General features: G+C 70.7%; 21 protein-coding genes. 12 read left to right on the plus strand and 9 right to left on the minus strand.

The window, feature by feature from the left end; genetic code table 11:
• Window positions 1–13: 13 nt before the first annotated feature.
• A complete protein-coding gene (locus OHS57_RS32635; protein WP_328584239.1) occupies window positions 14–685 on the minus strand; it encodes a TetR/AcrR family transcriptional regulator in 672 nt (223 codons plus the stop codon).
• A gap of 107 nt (window positions 686–792) precedes the next feature.
• Here OHS57_RS32635 and OHS57_RS32640 point away from each other — a divergent pair, with 107 nt between their 5' ends.
• Both OHS57_RS32640 and OHS57_RS32645 read left to right on the plus strand, forming a co-directional pair.
• The gene (locus tag OHS57_RS32640) at window positions 793–2,010 is read left to right on the plus strand and encodes a cytochrome P450 (RefSeq protein WP_328584240.1); all 1,218 of its coding nucleotides are present in this window, start codon (window positions 793–795) and stop codon (window positions 2,008–2,010) included.
• Between the two features lie 20 nt (window positions 2,011–2,030).
• The gene (locus OHS57_RS32645) at window positions 2,031–2,222 is read left to right on the plus strand and encodes a ferredoxin (RefSeq protein ID WP_041993502.1); all 192 of its coding nucleotides are present in this window, start codon (window positions 2,031–2,033) and stop codon (window positions 2,220–2,222) included.
• Between the two features lie 107 nt (window positions 2,223–2,329).
• Here OHS57_RS32645 and OHS57_RS32650 read toward each other — a convergent pair whose 3' ends face one another.
• Window positions 2,330–4,741 (minus strand): glycoside hydrolase family 95 protein, encoded by a 2,412-nt coding sequence (locus tag OHS57_RS32650; RefSeq protein ID WP_328584241.1) that lies wholly within the window; start codon window positions 4,739–4,741, stop codon window positions 2,330–2,332.
• Window positions 4,742–5,087: 346 nt separating this feature from the next.
• Here OHS57_RS32650 and OHS57_RS32655 point away from each other — a divergent pair, with 346 nt between their 5' ends.
• The 3 genes from OHS57_RS32655 (at window position 5,088) to OHS57_RS32665 (ending at window position 8,145) form a co-directional block, all read left to right on the plus strand.
• Window positions 5,088–6,242 carry a S1 family peptidase gene (locus tag OHS57_RS32655; protein WP_328584242.1) on the plus strand — a complete coding sequence of 385 codons (1,155 nt, stop codon included), beginning with the start codon at window positions 5,088–5,090 and terminating at the stop codon, window positions 6,240–6,242.
• A gap of 157 nt (window positions 6,243–6,399) precedes the next feature.
• Window positions 6,400–7,419, plus strand: coding sequence for an LLM class flavin-dependent oxidoreductase (locus OHS57_RS32660; protein WP_041993511.1), 1,020 nt, complete (start codon window positions 6,400–6,402; stop codon window positions 7,417–7,419).
• 51 nt (window positions 7,420–7,470) lie between these two features.
• Window positions 7,471–8,145 carry a VOC family protein gene (locus OHS57_RS32665; RefSeq protein WP_041993514.1) on the plus strand — a complete coding sequence of 225 codons (675 nt, stop codon included), beginning with the start codon at window positions 7,471–7,473 and terminating at the stop codon, window positions 8,143–8,145.
• A 23-nt stretch (window positions 8,146–8,168) separates the two neighbouring features.
• Here OHS57_RS32665 and OHS57_RS32670 read toward each other — a convergent pair whose 3' ends face one another.
• Complete coding sequence (locus OHS57_RS32670) at window positions 8,169–9,035, minus strand: winged helix-turn-helix transcriptional regulator (RefSeq protein WP_041993516.1); 867 nt, start codon at window positions 9,033–9,035, stop codon at window positions 8,169–8,171.
• Window positions 9,036–9,125: 90 nt separating this feature from the next.
• Here OHS57_RS32670 and eno point away from each other — a divergent pair, with 90 nt between their 5' ends.
• Window positions 9,126–10,424, plus strand: a complete 1,299-nt coding sequence (gene eno, locus OHS57_RS32675) for a phosphopyruvate hydratase (RefSeq protein ID WP_328584243.1) — start codon at window positions 9,126–9,128, stop codon at window positions 10,422–10,424.
• Window positions 10,425–10,469: 45 nt separating this feature from the next.
• On the opposite strand, the gene OHS57_RS32680 is transcribed toward eno, so the two are convergent.
• Both OHS57_RS32680 and OHS57_RS32685 read right to left on the minus strand, forming a co-directional pair.
• The gene (locus tag OHS57_RS32680) at window positions 10,470–12,260 is read right to left on the minus strand and encodes a hypothetical protein (protein WP_328584244.1); all 1,791 of its coding nucleotides are present in this window, start codon (window positions 12,258–12,260) and stop codon (window positions 10,470–10,472) included.
• 178 nt (window positions 12,261–12,438) lie between these two features.
• Window positions 12,439–13,011 carry an HD domain-containing protein gene (locus OHS57_RS32685; protein WP_041993524.1) on the minus strand — a complete coding sequence of 191 codons (573 nt, stop codon included), beginning with the start codon at window positions 13,009–13,011 and terminating at the stop codon, window positions 12,439–12,441.
• Window positions 13,012–13,191: 180 nt separating this feature from the next.
• Here OHS57_RS32685 and OHS57_RS32690 point away from each other — a divergent pair, with 180 nt between their 5' ends.
• Complete coding sequence (locus tag OHS57_RS32690; RefSeq protein WP_328584245.1) at window positions 13,192–13,572, plus strand: luciferase domain-containing protein; 381 nt, start codon at window positions 13,192–13,194, stop codon at window positions 13,570–13,572.
• Between the two features lie 122 nt (window positions 13,573–13,694).
• Window positions 13,695–13,889 (plus strand): antitoxin, encoded by a 195-nt coding sequence (locus OHS57_RS32695; RefSeq protein WP_041993530.1) that lies wholly within the window; start codon window positions 13,695–13,697, stop codon window positions 13,887–13,889.
• A 122-nt stretch (window positions 13,890–14,011) separates the two neighbouring features.
• Here the strand turns inward: OHS57_RS32695 and OHS57_RS32700 are convergent, their stop codons facing one another.
• Complete coding sequence (locus OHS57_RS32700) at window positions 14,012–14,647, minus strand: endonuclease (protein ID WP_328584246.1); 636 nt, start codon at window positions 14,645–14,647, stop codon at window positions 14,012–14,014.
• Window positions 14,648–14,742: 95 nt separating this feature from the next.
• Entirely contained in the window at window positions 14,743–15,039 is a 297-nt protein-coding gene (locus OHS57_RS32705; RefSeq protein WP_041993533.1) for a DUF4235 domain-containing protein, read from the minus strand.
• A gap of 142 nt (window positions 15,040–15,181) precedes the next feature.
• Between OHS57_RS32705 and OHS57_RS32710 the strand changes: the two genes are divergently transcribed.
• Window positions 15,182–15,748: a DoxX family protein gene (locus OHS57_RS32710; RefSeq protein ID WP_328584247.1), complete on the plus strand. Its 567-nt coding sequence runs from the start codon at window positions 15,182–15,184 to the stop codon at window positions 15,746–15,748.
• A 94-nt stretch (window positions 15,749–15,842) separates the two neighbouring features.
• The gene (locus OHS57_RS32715; protein ID WP_041993546.1) at window positions 15,843–16,187 is read left to right on the plus strand and encodes a GNAT family N-acetyltransferase; all 345 of its coding nucleotides are present in this window, start codon (window positions 15,843–15,845) and stop codon (window positions 16,185–16,187) included.
• 376 nt (window positions 16,188–16,563) lie between these two features.
• On the opposite strand, the gene gndA is transcribed toward OHS57_RS32715, so the two are convergent.
• Both gndA and OHS57_RS32725 read right to left on the minus strand, forming a co-directional pair.
• The gene (gene gndA / locus OHS57_RS32720) at window positions 16,564–18,006 is read right to left on the minus strand and encodes an NADP-dependent phosphogluconate dehydrogenase (protein ID WP_328584248.1); all 1,443 of its coding nucleotides are present in this window, start codon (window positions 18,004–18,006) and stop codon (window positions 16,564–16,566) included.
• A gap of 362 nt (window positions 18,007–18,368) precedes the next feature.
• Entirely contained in the window at window positions 18,369–20,375 is a 2,007-nt protein-coding gene (locus OHS57_RS32725) for a translation factor GTPase family protein (protein ID WP_328584249.1), read from the minus strand.
• A 385-nt stretch (window positions 20,376–20,760) separates the two neighbouring features.
• On the opposite strand from OHS57_RS32725, the gene OHS57_RS32730 reads away from it, so the two are divergent.
• Together OHS57_RS32730 and OHS57_RS32735 are read left to right on the plus strand one after the other, a co-directional pair.
• The gene (locus OHS57_RS32730) at window positions 20,761–21,522 is read left to right on the plus strand and encodes a DeoR/GlpR family DNA-binding transcription regulator (protein ID WP_041993555.1); all 762 of its coding nucleotides are present in this window, start codon (window positions 20,761–20,763) and stop codon (window positions 21,520–21,522) included.
• A gap of 107 nt (window positions 21,523–21,629) precedes the next feature.
• Window positions 21,630–22,994 carry an ABC transporter substrate-binding protein gene (locus OHS57_RS32735; RefSeq protein ID WP_041993557.1) on the plus strand — a complete coding sequence of 455 codons (1,365 nt, stop codon included), beginning with the start codon at window positions 21,630–21,632 and terminating at the stop codon, window positions 22,992–22,994.
• Window positions 22,995–23,005 lie beyond the last annotated feature (11 nt).

Here is a 23,005-nt window from a genome sequence, read left to right on the forward strand (position 1 = left end):
TGTCCTGCCGCTCCTACGCCTCGTCCCCCGGGGCGGTCGGCGGGGCGGTCGGCGGGGCGGTCGGCGGGGCGAGCAGGAGAGGCAGATAGACGTCGTCGACAATTTCAGTGATGACACTCTCCGGGATCGGGGCCCCGTACAGCAGGTAATGGTTACGGAGCAGGTCGACCGCCACCCCGGCCCGCCGGGACGCGGGCACCCACGAAGCGAGTTCGCCGCGTCTGACGGCGCGCCACAGGACGCCCTGGATCGGCCCCGGCCCCGCGGTGTGCACCCGTTCGCGCACCAGCCGGGCGAATTCGGGGTCGTGCATGATCTCGGTGAGCAGCCCGCGGAGTAGGTCGCCGTGCGAGGTGGCCAACTTGGCGGAGAGTTGCCGTAGCGCCGCGAGGACATCGGTGCGTAGTACACCGGTATCGGGAACATCGGCCTCGGAGAGCCGGTTGGCCGCGCAGGCGTCCACCACGAGCTCGGCGCGGCCGGGCCAGCGGCGGTACAGAGTGGCCTTGCCGGTACGGGCCCGCGCGGCCACGCGCTCCATCGTCAGTCTGGCGTAACCGACCTCGGCGAGTTCTTCGAGGACCGCCGTCAGGATGGCGTTCTCCAGCGCCTCGCCCCTGCGGCGAGGGTTTCTTCGATGGTCGCCGACCGGCAGGTCCAGCGCGTCCCCGTTGATTGAGGGCATGACTCCCAGCCATTTATCGATCACCCGTTGTGAACATCAGGTCACTCAGCCTAGCCTCCGATTAGAGAACTGACCGTTCTTTAAGCGTCGAGAACAGCGAGGGAACGATGACCGAGACCGTTGCGACGCCCCCATCAGGCGCCCCCGCCTTCCCCAGCGACCGCACCTGCCCGTACCACCTGCCCGACCAGTACAACGACCTCCGGAGCCAGGAGGGTTCGCTACAGCGGGTCACCCTCTACGACGGCCGGCAGGCCTGGCTGGTGACCGGGTACGACGCGGCGCGCAAGCTCCTGTCCGACCCACGGCTGTCGTCCGACCGCACGCATCTGGACTTCCCCGCGACCTCCGAGCGGGTGGTGAGCATCCGGGACCGCACCCAGGCCTTCATCAGCCTGGACCCGCCCGAGCACGGGCCGAAGCGGCGCATGACCATCAGCGACTTCACGGTCCGGCGGATCAAGGGCATGCGGGCCGACGTCGAGCAGATCGTGCACGGCTTCCTGGACGAGATGATCGCCGCGGGACCGCCCGCCGACCTCGTCAGCAAGTTCGCGCTGCCCGTGCCGTCCCTGGTGATCTGTCGGCTGCTCGGCGTGCCCTACGCCGACCACGACTTCTTCCAGGACGCGAGCAGGCGGCTGATCCAGTCCACGGACGCGGCAGGGGCGAGCGGCGCCAGGGACGACCTGGAGAGCTACCTCAGCGGTCTGGTGGAAACCCTGCGCGGCAAGCCGGGACCGGGTCTGCTGAGCACCCTGATCACCGAGCAGCTGGAGAAGGGCACGATCGACCGCGACGAGCTGGTGGCGACCGCGATCCTGCTGCTGGTTGCGGGGCACGAGACGACCGCGTCGATGACCTCGCTCAGCGTCGTCACGCTGCTCGAACACCCGGAGCAGTACGACGCGTTGCGCGCCGATCCGGCGCTGGTGCCGGGCGCCGTCGAGGAGCTGCTGCGCTACTTGGCGATCGCCGACATCGCCGGGGGACGTGTCGCGACGGCCGACATCGAGATCGACGGGGCGCACATCAAGGCGGGCGAGGGCGTCATCGTCACCAACTCCATCGCCAACAGGGACGGTTCTGTCTTCGCCGAGCCGGACACCTTCGACGTACGGCGCGACGCGCGCCACCACCTGTCGTTCGGCTACGGGGTGCACCAGTGCCTCGGCCAGAACCTGGCCAGGCTCGAACTCGAAGTCATCCTGGGCGCGTTGTTCGAGCGGCTGCCGAACCTGCGGCTGGCGGTGCCGGTCGACCGGCTGACGCTGCGGCCCGGTACGACGATCCAGGGCGTGAACGAACTCCCGGTCACCTGGTGACCACGGCGAAAGGACCAGCCATGCGTGTGACAGCCGACCGAGGGGTCTGCGTGGGAGCGGGCCTGTGCGCCATGACGGCGCCGGAGGTCTTCGACCAGGACGACGACGGTGTGGTGACGGTACTCGCCGCCGACCCCGGCGGCGACGACCTCGCCGCGGCACGCCAGGCGGGCATGCTCTGTCCGTCGGGCGCGGTGCGCGTCGCCGAGTAGCCGCGTAGCCGAGTAGGCCCTCGTGAGCGTCGGGGGCGGTCCCGGGGCATCCCGGAACCGCCCCTCGGCCGAGGCCCCGTAGCGGTCAGCCGTCAGTCCTCGGTCGGTCAGCCGAAGTTCCGCAGTGTGACGGATCCTCCCTCGGCGAGCCGCACCGTACGGGACGCGCCGCCGGCCGTCACGGTGGTGGTCCGGCCGCCGACGCTGCGGAGCACGGCCTCCTCCACCCGCCCCTCGCGCCACCGCAGGTCCACGACGAAGCCGCCGCGTACGCCCACGCCCGTCACATGCCCGGACGCCGCCCAGGCCTTGGGCAGCGCGGGAAGCAGCTCGACACGGCCCGGCCTCGAATACACCAGCATCTCCAGCATGGCCGAGGGCGTACCGAAGTTGGCGTCGATCTGGAAGATACTCCGGGTCTCCTCGACCTGGTAGATGTCGAAGAAGTTGGCCGCGGTGCCGTTCGAGTTGTCGGTCGAGGGACGCAGGTTGGTGGCGATGAGACGGTACGCGGTCTCCGCGTCCTTCAACCGCGCCCAGCACAGCGCACGCCACGCGTTGGCCCAGCCGTAACTGTCCATGCCGCGCGCGGTGAGCAGCTTGCGCGCGCCCGCCAGGATCGTGTCGGGGGAGGCGTCGGGGCGGATCCGGTCACCGGGGAACAGGCCTATCAGGGGCGAGAGATGGCGGTGCTCGGTCTCGCCGAGGTTGTCCGGCGACATCCACTCCTCCAGCCAGCCCGTGGTGGGGCTGACGCGCGGCAGATAGAGCCGGTCGCGCAGCCCGCCGATCACCTCGCTGTACTGCCGGTCCTTGCCCAGAATCCCGGCCGCCGTGCGGTAGTTGCCGAACAGGGCGTGCACCAGCTCCTGCGAGTAGGTGTTGCCGATGGAGTCCTGCGGCCCCTGCTCGGGCGACCAGTCCTTGTCGTCGACGAGGACCTCACGTGTGCCGGACGGCGCGTCGGGGTCGTCGACCGTGGTGGTGATCAGCCGGGCCTCCCAGAACGCGCAGGCGCCCTTGAGCAGCGGGTAGATCCGGGCCAGCGTCCGGGTGTCCTGGGTGTACTCGTAGTGCTCGAAGAGGGTGTTGCACAGCCAGGCGTTGGCAGCAGGATGCCACCACCAGCCCGACCCGCCGTAGATGTTGGTGGAGAACGCGATGGCCCAGCCCGCGAGCTTGCCCGAGGAGTTACGGAACCGGTTGCGCGGGTCGTTGAACGTTCTGGCCGTCACGTCGGACCACGAGGGGAGCTGGGAGACGCAGTAGTCGGTGAACGTGTCGAAGCACGAAGACAGCCCGGCCCGGTCCGCCATCCAGTAGTTCATCTCGACGTTGATGTCGGTGTGGTAATCGCCCATCCAGTCCGGGTCGTTGCCGTCCAGCCACAGGCCCTGGAGGTTGAGCGGCACGCTGTCGCGCGATCCGCAGATCATCAGGTACCGGCCGAACTGGAGGTACGACGCTTCCAGTTCCGGGTCGGGCGCCGCGTCCTGCGCCGCGCGTGCCGTGAGGCGCCGCCAGGTGTCGAGGCCCCGCTGGTCCGCGTCGGAGACGCCGAGGGAGAGGGACATCGTGTCGAACAGCCGCTGGTAGTCGGCGACATGGGTGGCGCGCAGCAGCGCGGGCGTGTGCCGCAGGGCCGCGCGCACCTTCCGCAGCGCCAGGCTGTCGGGCCGCAGGGAGGGATCGCGGTAGTCGTGGGCCGCGTCGGGGGAGTAGTTCGTGCCGCCGCTGAAGACCACGGTGAGGTCGGCGCAGTCGGTGAAGGTCAGCCGGCCGCCGGAGACCGTCACCCGGCCGGTGCTGCTCGTCGCCGTGACGACCCCGGCGTACCGCAGCCCGTTGTCGAGCGCCGCCGACAGGCTCGCCGTGGTGGTGGACCTGTCGGTCGTGACGCTCTCGCCGTGGGTGCCCGCGAGCAGGACACTGCCGGTGTAACGGCCCTTGCCGCTCTGTGTCATGCGGACCACCACGACGTCGTCGGGGTGGCTGGCGTACACCTCGCGGCGGTACGTGACGCCGCCCTGCCGGTATGAGGCCGTGACGAGCCCGTTGCTCAGGTCGAGCGTACGGCGGTAGTCGGTGACCGAGTCGGGCGTATGGCCGGGCACGGCGACCGTCAGGTGGGCGAGCTGGGTGAACGAGCCGAACTGGACGCGCTCGTAGGGGAACTGGCCGTCGGCGTCGAGGACGTCGTTGAGGCCGCCGGTCCACAGGGTGCCGTCGGTGACGTACAGCGTCTCCTCGGCGGGGTCGCCGCCGACCAGCGCTCCCAGCCGTCCGTTGCCGATCGGCAGCCCCTCCTGGATCATGCGGGCCGGGTCGGCGGGCGCCGGGTACCACAGGGTGACTGCCCGGCCGGCCGGGACCAGCGGGTCGCCGGAGGGCCGGTCGGGTTCCGCCGCCGCGGCGCTGAACGTCGGCAGCCCGGCGAAGGCGGCCAGCGATCCGGCCCCCGCTGCGGCGAGAAAGGTCCGACGACTGGGGGGCGAGGGGAGTGGCTGGGAAGAGGTCACGGGCGATGTCTCCTGCTCATGTCTACGCGGTACGCGGCTGGGGCGCGCGCTGGGATGCGTGGCTGGGGGCGGCTGAGCCATCGGTCAAGCTAAATCTACTAATTAACGATTACAAGGCTTCGCGCACGGATTAGTCCGATGAATCCATGCTCCAGGACGACGGGCTGGCTTGCTGCCTGCCGGGACGGGGATTTGCGCAGACTTTTAACAACGTTGGAATTGGCATGGACCTGATCAAGTCTCTGGGCTATCGTCCGGAACGGCATCCTCCACGGAGCGCTCAGAGATGCCTGCTGTTCCACCCCCACACATCTGGAACACCAGAAGGGTCGAACCCTTGAGACGCATGACAGTTGTCCGCACAGGACTGTCCGCACTCCTCCTCCTAGGTACCTGGGCGACCGCCGGGCTCGTCCCGGCCGCCGCCGCGGATTCCCCCTCCTCCTCTTCCGCCGTCACCTCCGAAACGCAGGTGTCCAACGGCCTGCTCGCCGCCATGCAACGGGACTTGGGCCTCACGGCGCCCCAGGCCGAAGCGCGGCTCGCCGCGGAGAAGACGGCGACAGCCACCCAGGGCAAGGCCAGGACCGCCGCAGGTTCGTCTTACGGCGGCTCGTGGTTCGACGCGAAGACCAACCGGCTGACCGTCGCCGTCACCGGCGAAGAGCGGGCCGACGCGGTACGGGCCACCGGTGCCACGGTGCGGCTCGTGACCCGCAGCGCTCGTCAACTCGACGCGGCCAAGGCGAAGATCGACGCCCTCTCCGCACCGTCCGGCGTGGCCGGCTGGCATGTCGACCCCAAGGCCAACGGGGTCGTCGTCGACGTCGTCACCGCGCGCAAGTCCGACAGCGACGTCCAGGCGTTCCTCGCGAAGGCCAGGAAGACCGGGCCCGTCACGGTCAAGGAGACGCCGCAGGCGCCCAAGACCTTCTCCGCGGGCACCGTGGGCGGTGACCCGTACTACACGGGCAACGTCCGCTGCTCGATCGGCTTCTCCGTCAACGGCGGCTTCGTGACGGCCGGACACTGCGGCCAGGCCGGCGCCGGCGTCAGCGGCTGGGACGGCTCGGCCATCGGCTCCTTCCAGGGCTCCTCGTTCCCCGGCAACGACTACGCCTGGGTGAGCGTCGGCAACGGCTGGTGGACCGTCCCCGTGGTCCTCGGCTGGGGCACGGTCCCCGACCAGCTGGTGCGCGGCTCGGCCGAGGCCCCGATCGGTGCCTCGATATGCCGGTCCGGCTCCACGTCGCACTGGCACTGCGGCAACGTCCTCGGCACGAACGAGACCGTGAACTACGCGCAGGGCGCCGTCACCCAGATGACCGGCACCAGCGTCTGCGCCGAACCGGGCGACTCGGGCGGCTCGTTCATCAGCGGTGACCAGGCCCAGGGCGTGACCTCCGGCGGCTTCGGCAACTGCACGAGCGGCGGCCAGACCTGGCACCAGCCGATCAACGAGATCCTCAACACCTTCGGCCTGACGCTGGCGACAGCGTGAGCTGACGCGGGTGGCACAACCCGATACGGCGGTGCGGGTGGTACGGGCCTCATGGGCCTGTACCACCCGCACGGGCGTCAGGGGTACGGCGCCGGTCCACGACGGGGCCTGGCAGGATGGTGTCGAACCTGCCCTGACCTGGACGTTGGAGGAGCCCGTGCCGCTGCCGTCGGAGCCGTTGCGGAAACTGGGGTTCTTGACCATCGGACTGTTCGACGAGGCCGATCCCCGGCGCGGCCACGAGTCGACGCTGGAGATCATCCAACTCGGCGAGCGGCTCGGCTTCGACAGCGCGTGGGTGCGCCACCGCCATCTGCAGTACGGCATCTCCTCGCCCGTCGCCGTCCTGGCGGCCGCCTCGCAGCGCACCCGCCGTATCGAGCTGGGCACCGCCGTCATCCCGCTGGGCTGGGAGAATCCGCTGCGGCTGGCCGAAGACCTCGCGACGGTCGACCTGCTGTCCGGCGGCCGGCTCAACCCGGGCGTCAGCGTCGGGCCGCCCATGCACTACGACCGGGTCAAGCCGGCCCTCTACCCGGACACCGCCGACACCGAGGACTTCAGCTACGACCGCGTGCGCCGGCTGCTGGACTTCGTACGGGGCGCGCCCGCCACCGACTCGGCCGGGACCGAGGGCTTCGAGGTCTTCTCCGACCGGGTGCAGCCCCAGTCCGCCGGTCTCGGCCGGCGCATGTGGTACGGCGGAGCCAGCACGCGCTCGGCGCAGTGGGCCGGTGAGCACGGCATGAACTTCCTCACCAGCAGTGTGGTCAAGGCGGAGGAGTCCGAGGACTTCGCCGACATCCAGCGCGGACACATCCGCACCTTCCGCGCCCACCACCCCGACGGCGACAACGCCCGCGTCTCGCAGGGGCTCGTCGTCATCCCCACCGACTCCGCCTCGCCCGAACAGCGCGCGAAGTACGAGGAGTTCGCGCGCAAGCGAACGCCACGCACGGCCGCACCGCAGGGCCCCGCCCGCATGCTGTTCGCCCGCGACCTCGTCGGCACCTCCGCCGAGATCGCCGAACAGCTCTACGCACACGCCGCCTTCCGGGAGATCGACGAGGTGGCGTTCGCGCTGCCCTTCACCTTCGACCACGACGACTACGTCCAGATCCTCACCGACATCGCCACCCACCTCGGCCCGGCCCTGGGATGGCACCCGACCGCCTGAACGGTCCCGCCCACTCGCACCATCCGGCAGCGGCTGGAACCATGGCATCCCATGGACAGGCTCAGCACTCCGGAAATCCTCGCGGCCGTCGCCGGTGACCTCGGCGACTGGCGCAAGCTCGCTCAACCCATTGCCGCACGCTACCGCCCCGCCGACGCCGTCGGTGGGGCGGCTTTCGTCGGCGCAGTCGTTCAGGCGGCCGTGGCGGTCGGGCGGTGTGTGCCGGAGGTTCGGTTGGGGGACGGGTTCGTCGACGTGGTGGTGTTCACCGTCGACGACACCAACGGCGCGCGGTGGGTCACGGCGGCCGACCTCGAGTTCGCGCGTACCGTCAGCGGGCTCGCGCGGGAGCGCGGGCTGACCGCCGTCCCCGGCCAGGTGGCGCAGGTCGAGTTGGCGCTCGACGCCGCCGACGAAGGGGCGGTGGGGCCGTTCTGGTCCGCGTTGCTCACCGGTGAGCCGGGAAACACGGTGTACGGCACGGTCTTCGACCCGACGAGCCGGGTGCCCAGCGTGTGGTTCCAGCGGACCGGTCCGCATCCGGTCCCGCGCCAGCGCTGGCACTTCGACCTGTGGCTGGCGCCCGAGGTGGCCGACGAGCGGATCGCCGCCGCCGTCGCGGCCGGGGGGAGTGTGGTCGACGACGCGGGGGCCCCTGCGTTCACCGTGCTCGCCGATCCGGAAGGCAACAAGGTCTGCGTCTGCACCGCGCTGGAGCGCGACTGACGGTGTGACGGTACGCGGCGGCGTCACCGTACCCGCGCCGCGACCGCCCAGCTCAGTGCCTGGTCGACCGCCCCCGGTATGTCGTCCACCGGGAACAGCGCGTGCCGTACGGTCCGTTCGGCGTCCACGACGAGGACAAGTCGCTTGAGGCGCAGCCGGCCGGCGCCCCGGAAGGTCGGCAGGCGCAGGGCCGCCGCCAGCCGCTGCTGGGCGTCGGAGAGAAGCGGGTAGGGCACCGACTCCGCGCGCGCGAACGCGGCCTGTTCGTGCGGGAGTTGGGTGCTGACGCCGTGCACGGCCGCGTTTGCGGCGCGAAATCGCGGCCACGCGTCGCGGAACAGCCGGTTCTCCAGGGTGCAGCCGGGCGCGCCGGGGATCGGCTCGTCGCCCCAGTCCACACCCGTGCCGGGATAGCTGAAGAGGACGGTCGACGCGGCCTCCGCCGCGACGACGGCGTGCTCCTTGCCGTCGGCGCCGGTCAGTTCGAGGTCTGCGGGCAGCCGGCTGCCGACCAGGCCGTGCACCCGCGCGTGTTCGGCGCTGTCCTCCGCCGCCGTGGCCGTGGTGCTCCCGTCGCCGAGCACCCAGCGGTCGCCCCAGTCCTGCATGGCCACGAGCAGGGGCAGCAGCGCGAGTCCGGAGTCCGTGAGCAGGTACTCGTAGCGGACCGGCCGCCGTTGGTAGAGCGTGCGGCGCAGCACCCCGCGCGCGACGAGCCTGCCGAGCCGTTCCGTGAGGACCTTCCGGGAGAGGCCGAGTTCGGTGGCGAGCGCGTCGAACCGTACGTGCCCGCGCGCGATCTCACGCAGCACCAGCACATTCCACCAGTCACCCGTCACGACGGCGGCCTGCGCGATGCCGCAGTTCTCGTCAGCGTTGTGCATCCTCATCCACCCATAGTACGTTCCTTTCCGGAACTCACTTTGTTTCGGGTGGGAACTTACACTCCGTCGTATCCGCCGATCGTGAGGAGCAGCACCATGACCGCCATCACCCGCATCGTGGCCCGCGAGATCATCGACAGCCGGGGCAACCCGACCGTCGAGGTCGACGTCGAACTCGTCGACGGTTCGACCGGCCGCGCCGCCGTGCCGTCCGGAGCGTCGACCGGCGCCAGGGAAGCCGCAGAACTGCGCGACGACGACCCGACCCGCTTCCACGGGAAGGGCGTCCGCCGCGCCGTCGACGCCGTCAACGAGGTCATCGCCGACGCCGTCGTCAGCCTCGAAGCCGAGGACCAGGCAACGGTGGACGCCACGCTGATCGACCTGGACGGCACCCCCGACAAGGCCAGACTCGGCGCCAACGCGATCCTGGGCGTCTCCCTCGCCACCGCCAAGGCCGCGGCGCAGGCCCATCGGCTGCCGCTCTACCGCTACGTCGGCGGGGTCGACGCGCGCCTGCTGCCCGTTCCGATGATGAACATCGTCAACGGCGGTGCGCACGCGGACAATCCGCTCGACTTCCAGGAGTTCATGATCGCGCCCATCGGCGCAGCCGACTTCGCCGAAGCGGTCCGCATGGGCTCGGAGGTCTTCCATACCCTGCGTCGCGACCTCATCGCCGCGGGCCACAGCACCGGCGTCGGCGACGAGGGCGGCTTCGCACCGAACCTGCGGACCGCGGAGGAGGCGCTGGACTTCGTCGTACGGGCCGTCGAGCGCACCGGCTACAAGCCCGGCACCGACATCACCGTGGTGATGGACCCCGCCACGTCCGAGTTCTTCCGTGACGGGGTCTACGACTACGCGGGCGAGGGCGTACGCCGCACCACCGAGGAGCACGCCGACTACCTGGTCTCGCTCGTCGACCGCTACCCCGTCGCCTCGATCGAGGACCCGATGGCCGAGAACGACCATGACGGCTGGCGGCTCCTCTCGTCGCGGCTCGGCGACCGCTGCCAGCTCACCGGCGACGACGTCTTCTGCACCAACGAGACGCTGCTGCGCGAGGGGATCAGGGACGGCGTCGCCAACTCGATCCTGGTGAAGGTCAATCAGATCGGCACCCTCACCGAGACGCTGGCCACCGTCGCCACCGCCCACCGCGCCGGCTACACCGTCGTCATGTCGCACCGCTCGGGCGAGACCGAGGACACCACGATCGCCGACCTCGCCGTGGCCACCGGCTGCGGCCAGATCAAGACCGGCTCGCTCTCCCGCTCCGACCGCACCGCCAAGTACAACCAGCTCATTCGCATCGAGGAGGAACTGGGCGGCCAGGCGCGCTACGCGGGCCGCGAAGCCCTCGGCCTGCGGTCGAACACACTGGTCGGCTAGATCCCACCGACAGGACCTGGGGCAACCGCAAGAAGGCCCGGATCGTCACGGGGTCTTGAGCCGCAGTGAGCTGATCGTCATCGGCGTTCCGGTGACCGCGATCAGATGGATACGGGGATGTCTGCCGCCCGGCAGTTCCCTGAAGCCGCCGGGTGGTGTCAGGACGTACGACCCGGCGGCGCCCGGAGCGAGCCGCGCGGGACCCGACCGGACCGTCCACCAGTCCGAGGCGCCCTGGCCGGCCCGGCTGGCGAAGTGCGGCTCCAGCGCGCTGCCCGACCTGTTCACCGCCCGCACCACAACACGGGTGACGACCGGACGCGACAGACCAGGACGCTCGGCGAACCGGGGTACGGCGCTCATCCGCAGCGGCGCCGGGCTCAGCGCCGCGACACCCGCACACAGCACCGAAGGGAGCAGCAGCGCCACCGTCACCACGACCCGCGCCTTGAAGCCCCTGCCACCCCTGAAACCCCTGCCACCCCTGATGCCGCTGATCCGTGGCAGCGCGGGCTGCCACGCCGTCGCGAACGCGGCAGCGGGAACGGTCGCGGCGGCAGCCAGCCACAGCGGTGTCATCAGCAGGAAGTAGCCGTCCTGGGAACGGGTGGCGGCGTAGAACGCCAGCCACGGCAGCACGGTCAGCGCGGGCCCCAGCCTGCGTACGAACAGCAGAGCCGCGGCGAGCAGGCCGAGGAGCAGCAGGAACGCCGCGTAGGAGTAGAAGTCCAGCCGGGAGCTGCCGCCGGTGATGTAGTACGAGATGCCCATGACGCCCTGGCCGTGCAGGATCGCCCCCTGGGTGAGCGGCAGCAGCGTGCCGTCGAACCAGGCGGGGAGATCGAGCACCATGAAGTACGCGTTGATCAGCAGCCAGGTCAGCGCGGCGAGGCCGCAGTAGCGGGCCAGCAGGGCGAGCGCCGCCCGGCCGCCCAGCTCACCGCGCCACACCGCGTGCAGGCCGATCAGCAGGAACGGCAGCAGGAACCAGGCCAGTTGCTGGCTGGCGCACGCGGCGCCGAGACAGCACGCGCGCAGCACCCCGTACCGCCCGAGCCGGCCGCCCGCGCCCGTCGTCTGCCAGCGGACCACCACCGGGACGAGCAGCGCGAGGGCGAGAATCGCCGGATAGCCGGAACGGGCGTAGCCGGGCAGCAGCCCGAAGCCCAGACAGACGGCGGTCGCCGCCGACCGCCACGGCGCGGGAAGCAGCCGCCACAGCGTGACCGTACCGGCGAGCAGGGCGGCCATGGTCACCCCGGTGGCCGCGGAGGCGAAGGGCACGAAGGCGCGCACGGGCGCGGTGAGCAGCGCGGCCAGCGGGGGATAGGCGTACGTGAGATCCGCGCCGCCGGACATGGTCTTCGTGAGGCCGACGTGCGGGCCGCCGAACAGCCACGGCCAGGGGCGGTCGTAGATCGTGTGGCCGCGCAGGATCTCCAGCGCCGCCTGCGCGGTCAGCACACCCTCGTCCGTACCGTCGCTGCGCAGCAGATAGCCGCAGATCGCGAGCGTCATGGCCAGTCCCAGCACACCGGCGTCCACCCGGGTCAGCGCGCGGCGGCCGCGTACGGCCAGCGTGAGCACGCCACAGACCAGGATGCCCAGGTAGCAGACCGAGATGACGGCGGCCACCGGCGGATGGACCGTCATCGCCCGGGTCCAGGCGCCCCGCGTACCGATGAACAGACTGATGACCGCCAGCAGGGTGACGCCCCGGTGCCACTGCGGCGGAGCCGCGTCCGCCGGGCGCCGCGACGGTGCGTCCCGGACCACCACGGGCACGGTCAGACCGGCTCCCGGGCTGCCGGTGCGAGCGGGCAGGGTGTCGTCCATGACGGTGTTCCTTCGTGGCTCGGCGATCCCCGACCGGGGTCATGAACCATCAAAAGGGAGAAAAACCGCCGTCGCATCCGGGACCTGACGGAGCATCACACCGCGCTTGGGCCGTTCGGCGGTCTGCCCGGCGGTCTGTCGCGCCGACAGGCCGCCGAAAGCTACCGGTCCGGCGCTCTCAGCGCGGGCCCGTCCCGTACTGGAGCTGCCGGCCGTGCGCCGCCGCCACCGACTCGAGCACCGGCCGCCAGTCCTCCAGCACCCCCGCGTCGAGCCCCACCGTCTTGCCCTCGTCGTCGGCCTGGCGCAGCCGTACGGCGTCCTCGGCCAGCGGGTCGAGTGCGAAGCGGGCCGCCTCGTCGTGGCTCATCGGGCCGCCCTGCACCGCCAGGGTCTGGGCGCTCTGCGCCGACAGCGGCCGGCCCGGCTCCACCGCCGCCAGATAACGCTTGGCCGGCACATGCAGCTGTACGAGCCGGGCCACCCGCTCGCCGAGCAGCGGCCGCACGGCGTCGGCCGCCCGGTCCGCGTGCCCCGCGTCGTCACCGGGCAGCAGCAGATGCCCCAGGTCATGGACGAGCCCGGCCACCTGGAGCTCCTTGTCGGCCGGGCGCAGGCGGCGCAGCAGCGCCGCCGTCTGGAGGGCGTGATCGTGCAGATCCACCGGATCCCCGCTGCGGTCCGGTGTGTCCCAGGCGCCCTGACACGCGTGCAGGAGATCCATCAGCTCGTCGACCGAGTTCGCAGCCATGGGCGGCCTCTCTCGTCCAGGGAATGTCTGCCTTCGCCCTTCCGAGCAGATCACGAAGGGGTGAACGCGTCGCCGAACGGCGGACTGAACGCGTGGCGAACAAATGCCGTCGGACGGGCCGTCCGATCTGTTATCCGCTTTCCCTGTGCCAACGGGCGTCGGTACGGCACGCTGATGGGTATGAACGCTGCCAGACACGCCGGCGAACGACTGATGACCTGGCCGGGTCTCAGCGTCGGCCGGGCTTACTGCGGCACGGACCCGTGCGTACGCACGGGCACCCAGGAGATCGTGCACTTCCACGGCGAGAACGAAGCCGATGTGCATCTCACCAATCCTATGATCGCCAAGCTGCGCCCCGCGCTGAAGAATTCCAGCGCGCTGCGGATGAGGAGCGGCTCGGGCTGGGTCACCGTACGGCTCGACACGGGCGCCGACATCGATCTGCTCACGACGCTCGTCAGCGCCGCGCTGCAGGCCGTCGCCGCGCTGCCCGTCGAAGTGGCCGGCAGCCGGGTGACCGACCCCTGCACCCGGCACGGCGTCGCCTACTCACGCTGACCCGCTCACGCCGGCCCCCGGCCCCCGGCCGGTGCCGGTGGCCGCGCCCGTTCGCTGCGGATGCGGGATCGCCCGGCAGCGTGGATCGTGGTGGGAAGTACGTTCCGAGTGAGGAGCTAGCCATGTCGATGCTCGACAAGCTGAAGGGCCTCGTCAAGGGGCATGAGGACACGGCCCGCAAGGGCGTGGATAAGGCCGGCGACGCGGTCGACAAGAAGACCGGCAACAAGTACAGCGGCCAGGTCGACTCCGCCCAGCAGAAGATCGACGACCAGCTCGGCTCCGGAGACTCCGGCGGCCGCCCGCCCCAGAACTGACGGTCGCGGGCCCGTGGGCCCGTAACCCCCAGGACAGCTGATGGCCCCGCACCCACAGAGCCGTGGGTGCGGGGCCATCAGCTGTCTTCGCTGCCCTTACTCCTCGACCGTCACCCTGACCGTCACCCCTTCGACGGTTCGAGCCCGGCCCGTACCAGCGCCGCGGCGAACGTCGCCGGATCGGCGCCCGTGTCGTCGGCCAGCCGCGCCAGCGCCTTCGGGTCCTCCGGGAGACCGGCGCGCCGCGCGCCTTCCTGGGCCTTGGAGTCCAGGTACGGGGCGACCTCGGGCCACACCCCCTGCACCTCGCGCAGAAAGATGTCGGCGCCGACAGGACCGAGCCCGGGCGTCCGCAGCAGCCCGCCGCGCAGCTCGTCGATGTCTCCGTCCGCGGCCTTACGCAGCCGGCGCAGATCGCCGCCGTAATCCTCGATCAGCCGTTCGGCGCCCTCGCCGAGCTGGGTCGAGGTGCGTTCGTCGTAGCGCCGGTAGCCGCCACGGCCCAATGCGTCCACCCGCTGCTGCCAGGTCGCCTTCGCCATCTGCCGTGGGCCGCGCAGCCCCGCTTCGGCCAGCGCGCGTGCGGTGGCGAGCGCGATGTCGCTGCGGATGCGGGCGCTCAGCAGATTCGCGAGCACCAGCAGCCGGTACAGCGGCTGGGGGGTGTCCTTGAGGCGGATGTCCGCCTCATCGGCGTAGGTACGGCCGTGGGTCTTCAGCAGATCCCGCACGGCTTCCCGGTCCTTGGCCCGTGCCATGGCATGCCTCCCTTGCCGGAGCCGTCCCGCGCCGTTCCGCACCGTGCCGACCGGCATCGCGGCCACCGGTATCGCGGCCACCGGCACCGCGCCGACTACTCCTTGCGTCCTTCATTGTTGCTCGGCCAGGTGCCCGTCGCACGCTCGATGGCCTTGGCCCCTGAGCGGTCGACGGCCGTCCGTACGACGGCGAAGATCATGCCCTCCACGGCGGCGGCGAGCAGCACCTCGCCCCAGCCACGGTCGCGGTCGAGGGCGTCGGGCGCGTCGTCCTCGTGGCGCAGCGCCTTCCAGGCGGAGCGGAACAGCGGTCGCGCCAGCGCGCCGCCGACCCAGCCGAGCACGAAACCGGCCGGCCGGTAGGCGAGGGTGAGTTTCTGTTTTTTGGTCACGCCGCTCGGGTGCCCGGTACGGACGCAGGCACACAACGCCGTACCGGACCCGTACGGACCAACAACGCTCTCCCCGGTGACACCGCGCACCGCACGGTGGAAGGAAACATGCCCGACCACCCCGCACCCCCGGAGTCCTGAGATGACCTGTGTGAACCGACGAGACGTCGGACTGCTCGCCCTGCGGATCGGAGCGGGCGCCGTGCTCGCGGCGCACGGCACCCAGAAACTGTTCGGCTGGTTCGGCGGCCCCGGCATCGAGGGCACCGCGCAGGGCATGGAGTCCCTGGGCTTCAAACCGGGCAAGGAGAGCGCCGTCGCGGCGGGGCTCGGCGAGACGGGCGGCGGGGTGCTGCTGGCCCTGGGCCTGGCCACCCCGGCGGCCGGTGCCGCCGCGGCCGGCGGCATGGCCGCTGCCGTCTCCGTGCACGCCCCGAACGGCTTCTTCAACCAGGACGGCGGCCTGGAGCACCCCGGCTTCCTCGGCTGGACCGCGGCCTGTCTGGGGCTCGTGGGAGCCGGCCGCTACTCGCTCGACCACGCCACGGGGCACCGGTTCGACCGGCCCTGGATGGTCCCCGTCGCGTTCGCCGTCGGAGCCGCCGCCGCCACGACGGTCATCCGCAAGCGCCTCGCGGCGCAGGCGGCCGAGCGGGCCGAGGCGGAGCCCGGCGAGGACGCGGCGGGCGGCGACATCGGCCCCGAGTAGACGGGGGACGAGGCTCGAACGGACCGGCCCCGGCGCGTCGGCGGCCGGAAGTACCCTGGCGGGCATCCGCCCGATCCAAGGAGCCTGACCCGTCATGACAGACCTCGACATTCGCGACAACCGGCAGCAGGGCCGCCTGGAGGCGTACGAGGACGGCAAGGCCGCCGGTGTCATCGCCTACTTCACCCTGGACGGCACACCGCGCGCCCTGGTCGCCGTCCACACCGTGGTCGACGAGGGGCACGAGGGCAAGGGCATCGCGGGCGCGCTGGTCAGGGAGTTCTACGCGATGGCGGCACGCGAGGGCGTCCCCGTCGTGCCGCTGTGCCCGTACGCCGCCAAATGGGCCGAGCGCCATCCCGACGAGGCACCCGCCGCCGACCCCGCCGTCGTGGCCGAGGCCAAGGCGCAGCTGAAGGCCAACCCCCAGCTCTGGTGAGGGCCGGATGCCGCGGCCGGGCGCCGGGCGCTTTCGTGTTCCGCGCCGCGGATCATGACTGCTTCCGGCGCGCGCGGGCACGTGCACCGGGAGACATTGGGAACGCACGTCTCCGCACTTCTTGGAGGTCAGGCATGACCAGCCCGTACCCGGATCCCGTACCGCCGTCGCCCACGCCGACCCCGGGTCCGCCCGGACCCGAGCCGGGGCCGCTGCCGGGCCCAGGGCCCACGCCGGTACCGGCGCCGCCGCCGAGCCCCGTGCCGAGCCCGCCGGGTCCCGACCCCGTACCGGAGCCGGAACCCGCGCCCGGACCGCTCGGCTGACGCCTGCGGGCGGACCGGGCCGATCGGCCCGGTCCGCCTGACCAGGGCGGTCAGTCCGTCGAGACCTCGGAACGGTCGCTGCCCCACAGCGTGTGGAACGAGCCCTTCCGGTCGGTGCGCGTGTACGTGTGTGCGCCGAAGAAGTCACGCTGACCCTGGGTCAGCGCGGCGGGCAGCCGCTCGGCGCGCAGCGCGTCGTAGTACGACAGCGCGGCGGCGAAGCCCGGCGTCGGGACGCCCTGGTGCACCGCGGCCGTGATGACCGCGCGCCAGTCGTCCTGCGCCGCGCCGATCTCCTCGGCGAACTGCTTGTCCGACAGCAGGCTCGGCAGGTCGCGCTGCGTGTCGAACGCCTCGCGGATCCGGTCGAGGAACGCCGCCCTGATGATGCAGCCCGCCCGCCAGATGGCCGCGACCGAACCGAGGTCGATGTCCCAGTCGTACTCGTCGCTGCCCGCCCGGATCTGGTGGAAGCCCTGCGTGTACGACACGATCTTGGACGCGTAGAGCGCCTGCTCGACCTGGTCGGCGAAGCGCGCCGCGTCCTCCTCGCTCAGCGGCGTGGCCTTCGGGCCCGGCAGCGAGCGCGACGCATCGCGCAGCGCCGCGTGGCCCGACAGGGAACGGGCGAAGACGGCCTCGGCGATACCGGACACCGGCACCCCGAGGTCGAGCGCGATCTGCACGGTCCAGCGGCCCGTGCCCTTCTGCTCCGCCTGGTCGGTGACGATGTCGACGAACGGCTTGCCCGTCTCCGCGTCCGTGTGCGCCAGCACCTCGGCGGTGATCTCGATCAGGTACGAGTCGAGCCGGCCGGTGTTCCAGGTCCTGAACGTCTCGGCGATCTTCGCGGGGGAGTAGCCGGCGACCGCGCGCAGCAGGTGGTACGCCTCGGCGATGAGCTGCATGTCGGCGTACTCGATGCCGTTGTGCACCATCTTCACGAAGTGCCCCGCGCCGTCCGGGCCGATGTGCGCGACCGTACGCGCGCCGTCGGGCGCCTTGGCCGCGATCTTCTCCAGCAGCGGGCCGAGCGACTTGTACGACTCGGCGGAACCGCCGGGCATGATGCTCGGGCCGTGCAGCGCGCCCTCCTCGCCGCCGGAGATGCCGACGCCGACGAAGTGGATGCCCTGCTCCCGCAGCTCCTTCTCGCGGCGCCTGGTGTCGGCGAAGTGGGCGTTGCCGCCGTCGATGATGACGTCGCCCTCCTCCAGCAGCGGGGCGAACTCCTGGATCACGGCGTCCGTCGGCTCGCCGGCCTTCACCATGATCACGAGACGCCGGGGGCGTTCGAGCGCGGCGACGAAGTCCGCCGCCGATTCGGCGGGGACGAAGGTGCCCTCGTCGCCGAACTCCTCGACCAGCGCGCGGGTCTTCGCCGCCGTACGGTTGTGCAGGGCGACGGTGAGGCCGTTACGGGCGAAGTTCCTGGCGAGGTTGCGGCCCATCACCGCGAGCCCGGTGACGCCGATCTGGGCAGTACCACTCATGCCTGTGCTCCTGGTGTCTGTCGGTCGTGCCATGGCTGTACGTCAATGGTCAAGCCGCCCGGGAGGTTCCGCATTCCGGGCCTGTCGCATCGTGCCGGTTTCCCGGGCCGGGCGCGAGCGGCGCACGGCAACCGGGCCCGCCGCGGGGATCGTTCACGAACTATTGACACCCTCTCAGCATCGGCGCAAGACTGACCCGATCTCGGAGAGCGCTCTCCCGGACACTTTCTGAACTTCCAGGACCCGTTCCGCGCCGTCCCCTCCCCGCTGTCGGCGCGGCGCGGCGCCCACGGCGGGTCACGGCCATCCGTGGCCCGCCGTGGACTCGTCCCGTGCCGTCGGGGGGCGGCGCGCGGCGAGGGTCAGCCGCTCTGCCGGCTCGCGCCCGCCCGGCGCACCACGCTGAGCAGATACTCCTTGCGGTGCAGCGGGTCGTGGTCGGTCCTGGCCCGCTCGGGCACGGTGCCGGCGACCGGCCGATAGCTGCCGAACGCCGATTCCAGTACGCCTTCGCCACTGGTCAGCCCGGGCAGCCGCTGTTCCAGCTCGTGCACGTGCGCGGCCGGGATCTCGCCCTCCAGCAGATACGAGGAGCCGTGCGGTACGGGGGAGCCCGGCGCCGCCCGCAGCCGCGCCAGGAGCGGCAGGACCACCCCGAAGGTGTCGGCGGGCACGTCGAGTTGGAAGTGGTGCATCGGCTCGTGCACCGTCGTGCCCGCCTGTTTCAGCGCGTCCATCAGCACCAGCGGGGTCAGATTGCGGAAGTCCCCTGACGTGCTCGACATGCTCTTGTCGAAGACCGCGTGGGCGTGGCTCTGCCGCGCCGAGTACCCGGAGTGGGTCATGGTCACCGTGCAGTCGGGGACCTCCCAGCCGTGCGGGCCCTGGCGCAGCGTCTCCCGTACGGTCTCCTCCACCGCCTTGATGAACGCGTACGGCATGGAGCCGAGTTCGACCTCCAGCCGGAACTCGACGCCGCTGCCCGCCGGGGCCGGGTCGATACGCAGCCCGACCGTGGCGAGGAAGGGATTGGGATCCTTCCCGTTGAACTCGACCGCCGACCCGCTGGTGTCGGGCCGTTCGACGCAGATGGTCGTCGTCTCACGGAAGGCCACCTCCACGCCGAAGTCGTTCGCCAGGGTGGCCTCGATGACTTCCTTCTGGACCTCGCCGTAGAGGGAGACAGCGGTCTCCTGGCGGAGGTCGTCCTGGCGGAGGTTGATCAGCGGGTCCTGTTCGGCCAGTTGGGTCAGTGCGCCATGCAGGGTCCCCTTGTCGGCCGGACGGCGGGCGCTGATGACGGTTTCCAGGGTGGGCGGGGCGAAGTGGGCGGTGCGGGGGCCGGCGGGTGGCTGTCCTACGGCGTCGTCGATGCGGACGGTGGTCAGGCCCCGGACGCGGCCGATGCGGCCCGCGGTGAGGGTGTCGGTGCGCCGGTCGGTGCCCTGGTCGAAGACGGTCAGGGCGGTCACCTTGCCCTCGGTGCCGCCGCCGAGCGGGATCCGGTCGCGGGTGCGCAGGGTGCCGGAGAACATCCGTACGTAGGCGATCTTCTCCCCGGCCGGGCCGCGCTCGACCTTGAACACCGTCCCGGACAGCGGCCCCTGGGGGTCCGCCGGGGTGCTGGGGAGGAGGCGGGTGAGGCCGGCCATCAGGGCGGGCAGGCCCGCGCCGGTGATGGCGGAGCCGAAGAACACCGGGTGCACCTCACCGCGCCCGCTCTGCACGGCCAGCGCCTCGCGCAGCCGCCCGTACGACAGCGCCCGTTCGTCGGTCACATAGGCCGCCAGCAGCGCGTCGTCCCGCTCGGCCAGCACCTCAGCCAGCCGCGCCGTGAACCCCGCGTCAGCGGCGCCGTAGGGGCGTACCCCGGCGGCGCGGGTGCCCGCGCCGTGCACCGAGCCCGTCGCCAGTACGGCGGGGGTCAGTTTCCCGGCGATCTGGCGCAGTACCCGCGCCCCGTCCGCGCCGGCCCGGTCGATCTTGTTGACGAAGACCAGGGTCGGGATCCGCAGGCGCTTCAGGGCACGCATCAGCACCCGGGTCTGCGCCTGCACACCCTCCACCGCAGAGACGACCAGTACCGCGCCGTCCAGGACGCTCAGCACCCGCTCCACCTCGGCGATGAAGTCCGGATGCCCGGGGGTGTCGATCAGGTTGACCGTGACCCCGTCCACGACGAACGAGACCACCGCCGACTTGATCGTGATGCCCCGCTGCCGCTCCAGCGCCAGCGAATCGGTCTGCGTACTGCCTCCGTCGACGCTGCCGACCTCGTCGATGACCCCGGCCGCGTGCAGCAGCCGCTCGGTCAGACTCGTCTTACCGGCGTCGACATGCGCCAGAATACCCAGATTCAACGTACTCAACGAACGTCATGTCCTCTAGATAGGCGAAAAGAACCTTCTGGATGGGCGATGACGTTCCGCGCATGATCAACTCCTGGGTCGACGGCTGTTGCCGGGAGTACAACAGACGCCCGGACGGGCCCGCAACCGATTTGCCGGTCGAGCGACAGATTCCGCTTCGGGCTCCGATCGGGCAGGCATCGGGCGCCAAGCGGGCAGTGATCTGCGCTACACACCCCCCTGTCAGCGGTGTGACCAGCACGGGTCCATCCTGCGGAACGGGCATGAACGGGCACAGTAGGTCCGGCGAAGAACCTGGTCGCAGTGGGGTTATTGCTTGTACAAACGACGCATGAGCCCGAACGGGTGCTGAAGGACAGCGGAGCCAGAGCCAGGGAAGTGTGTCGTGGACACCGACGAACGCCGACGAGAAATTCTTGAGATCGCCAGACGCGACGGGTCAGTGGAAGTCACCGCACTGGCCGCGAAGCTTCAGGTGGCCAAGGAGACGGTCCGGCGCGATCTCCATGTGCTGGAGGAGCACGGTCTCGTACGGCGTACGCACGGCGGCGCCTACCCGGTGGAGAGCGCCGGCTTCGAGACCACGCTCGCGGTGCGCACCACCCGGCTCGTACCGCAGAAGTCCCGCATCGCGGCCGCCGCGGCCGATCTGATCGGCGACGCGGAGACGGTCTTCGTGGACGAGGGGTTCACCCCCCAGCTCGTGGCCGAAGCGCTCCCGAAGGACCGGCAGTTGACGGTCGTCACCGCCTCCCTCGCCGTGGCGACGACGCTGGCCGACGCCGAGAAGATCGCCGTGTTGCTCCTCGGTGGCCGGGTACGCGGTTCCACCATGGCCACCGTCGATCATTGGGCGACCCGTATGCTCTCCGAATTCGTCATCGACCTCGCCTTCGTCGGTGCCAACGGAATTTCCCGTGAATACGGCCTGACCACACCGGACCCGGCCGTCAGCGAGGTGAAGGCACAGGTGATGCGCAGCGCGCGCCGCCGCGTCTTCGCCGGTATCCACACCAAGTTCGGCGCGGTGAGCTTCTGCCGCTTCGCCGAGGTCGGTGACTTCGAGACGATCGTGACCGACGCGGGGCTGCCGTCGGCCGAGGCGCAGCGCTACTCGCTGCTCGGCCCGCAGGTCATCCGAGTCTGAACCGCGGCGCCCCGTCCGATGTGACTCCCGTTCCCCGGCCGCGTGCGGCCGGGGGGTCGGCCCAGTACGCCCTTATTCCTGCCCCATCGAATGATCAGGAGAATTCCATGCCCCTCCAGGAACGACGACGTGGACTCTATGTGCGGGTGGGCGCAGGCGCCGCCCTGGCCGCGCTCCTCGCGGGGTGCAGCGGCGCGGGCGGCGGCGGCAGCTCGTCCGGCGGCGGCGACACGATCAATGTCCTCATGGTCAACAACCCGCAGATGGTGGAGTTGCAGAAGCTGACGGCGAGCAACTTCACGAAGGAGACCGGTATCAAGGTCAACTTCACCGTGCTGCCGGAGAACGACGCGCGGGACAAGTTCACCCAGGACTTCTCCAACCAGGCCGGCCAGTACGACGTCGCCACCATCAGCAACTTCGAGGTGCCGTTCTACGCGAAGAACGGCTGGCTGCAGCCGCTGGACGGCTACGTCGCCAAGGACAAGGCGTTCGACCAGGGCGACATACTCAAGCCCCTCCAGGAGTCGCTCACCGCGAAGGACGGCAAGCTCTACGCCGAGCCCTTCTACGGCGAGTCGTCGATGCTCATGTACCGCAAGGACATCTTCGACCAGAAGAAGCTCACGATGCCGCCCAACCCCACCTGGGACCAGGTGGCCGATCTCGCGGCCAAGGCCGACGGCGCCAAGCCCGGCCTCAAGGGCATCTGTCTGCGTGGTCTGCCCGGCTGGGGCGAGGTGATCGCCCCGCTGACGACCGTCGTCAACACCATGGGCGGCACCTGGTTCGACAAGGACTGGAACGCCAAGGTGAACTCCCCGGAGTTCAAGAAGGCCACCCAGTTCTACGTGGACCTGGTCCGCAAGCACGGTGAGGCGGGCGCACCGCAGTCCGGCTTCGCCGAGTGCCTCAACAACATGACGCAGGGCAAGTCGGCGATGTGGTACGACGCGACGTCCGGCGCCGGTTCGCTCGAAGCGGCCAACTCCCCGGTCAAGGGCAAGATCGGCTATGTGCCCGCGCCGGTGGACAAGACCAAGAGCTCCGGCTGGCTCTACACCTGGGCCTGGGGTGTGCAGAAGGCCTCCAAGAACCCGGACAACGCCTGGAAGTTCATCTCCTGGGCGTCCAGCAAGAAGTACGAGCAGCTCGTCGGCCAGAAGATCGGCTGGCCCAACGTGCCCGCCGGCAAGCGCGCTTCGACGTACGCCAACAAGGACTACCTGAAGGACGCGGGAGCGTTCGCCGACATCACCCAGAAGTCCATCGCCGGCGTCGACCCGAACAACCCCGGTACCCAGCCCCGGCCCACCGTCGGCATCCAGTTCGTCGACATCCCGGAATTCATCGACCTGGGCACCAAGGTCTCGCAGGAGATCAGCTCCGCCATCGCCGGTAAGCAATCGGTCGACCAGGCACTGGACAACTCGCAGTCGCTCGCCGAGAAGGTCGGCAAGGAGCAGCAGTGAGTACCTCTGTC

Origin of the sequence: Streptomyces sp. NBC_00370, from assembly GCF_036084755.1 — a bacterium.
In the GTDB taxonomy this organism is placed as follows: Bacteria; Actinomycetota; Actinomycetes; order Streptomycetales; family Streptomycetaceae; genus Streptomyces.

What these genes read in the sequence shown, in the direction of transcription:
- OHS57_RS32655 (WP_328584242.1), top strand. Translation starts at nt 5,088, where the DNA reads ATGACAGTTGTCCGCACAGGACTGTCCGCACTCCTCCTCCTAGGTACC.
- OHS57_RS32685 (WP_041993524.1), bottom strand. Translation starts at nt 13,011, where the DNA reads ATGGCTGCGAACTCGGTCGACGAGCTGATGGATCTCCTGCACGCGTGT.
- OHS57_RS32680 (WP_328584244.1), bottom strand. Translation starts at nt 12,260, where the DNA reads ATGGACGACACCCTGCCCGCTCGCACCGGCAGCCCGGGAGCCGGTCTG.
- OHS57_RS32700 (WP_328584246.1), bottom strand. Translation starts at nt 14,647, where the DNA reads ATGGCACGGGCCAAGGACCGGGAAGCCGTGCGGGATCTGCTGAAGACC.
- OHS57_RS32690 (WP_328584245.1), top strand. Translation starts at nt 13,192, where the DNA reads ATGAACGCTGCCAGACACGCCGGCGAACGACTGATGACCTGGCCGGGT.
- eno (WP_328584243.1), top strand. Translation starts at nt 9,126, where the DNA reads ATGACCGCCATCACCCGCATCGTGGCCCGCGAGATCATCGACAGCCGG.
- OHS57_RS32635 (WP_328584239.1), bottom strand. Translation starts at nt 685, where the DNA reads ATGCCCTCAATCAACGGGGACGCGCTGGACCTGCCGGTCGGCGACCAT.
- OHS57_RS32715 (WP_041993546.1), top strand. Translation starts at nt 15,843, where the DNA reads ATGACAGACCTCGACATTCGCGACAACCGGCAGCAGGGCCGCCTGGAG.
- OHS57_RS32710 (WP_328584247.1), top strand. Translation starts at nt 15,182, where the DNA reads ATGACCTGTGTGAACCGACGAGACGTCGGACTGCTCGCCCTGCGGATC.
- OHS57_RS32735 (WP_041993557.1), top strand. Translation starts at nt 21,630, where the DNA reads ATGCCCCTCCAGGAACGACGACGTGGACTCTATGTGCGGGTGGGCGCA.
- OHS57_RS32665 (WP_041993514.1), top strand. Translation starts at nt 7,471, where the DNA reads ATGGACAGGCTCAGCACTCCGGAAATCCTCGCGGCCGTCGCCGGTGAC.
- OHS57_RS32645 (WP_041993502.1), top strand. Translation starts at nt 2,031, where the DNA reads ATGCGTGTGACAGCCGACCGAGGGGTCTGCGTGGGAGCGGGCCTGTGC.
- gndA (WP_328584248.1), bottom strand. Translation starts at nt 18,006, where the DNA reads ATGAGTGGTACTGCCCAGATCGGCGTCACCGGGCTCGCGGTGATGGGC.
- OHS57_RS32670 (WP_041993516.1), bottom strand. Translation starts at nt 9,035, where the DNA reads ATGAGGATGCACAACGCTGACGAGAACTGCGGCATCGCGCAGGCCGCC.
- OHS57_RS32640 (WP_328584240.1), top strand. Translation starts at nt 793, where the DNA reads ATGACCGAGACCGTTGCGACGCCCCCATCAGGCGCCCCCGCCTTCCCC.
- OHS57_RS32695 (WP_041993530.1), top strand. Translation starts at nt 13,695, where the DNA reads ATGTCGATGCTCGACAAGCTGAAGGGCCTCGTCAAGGGGCATGAGGAC.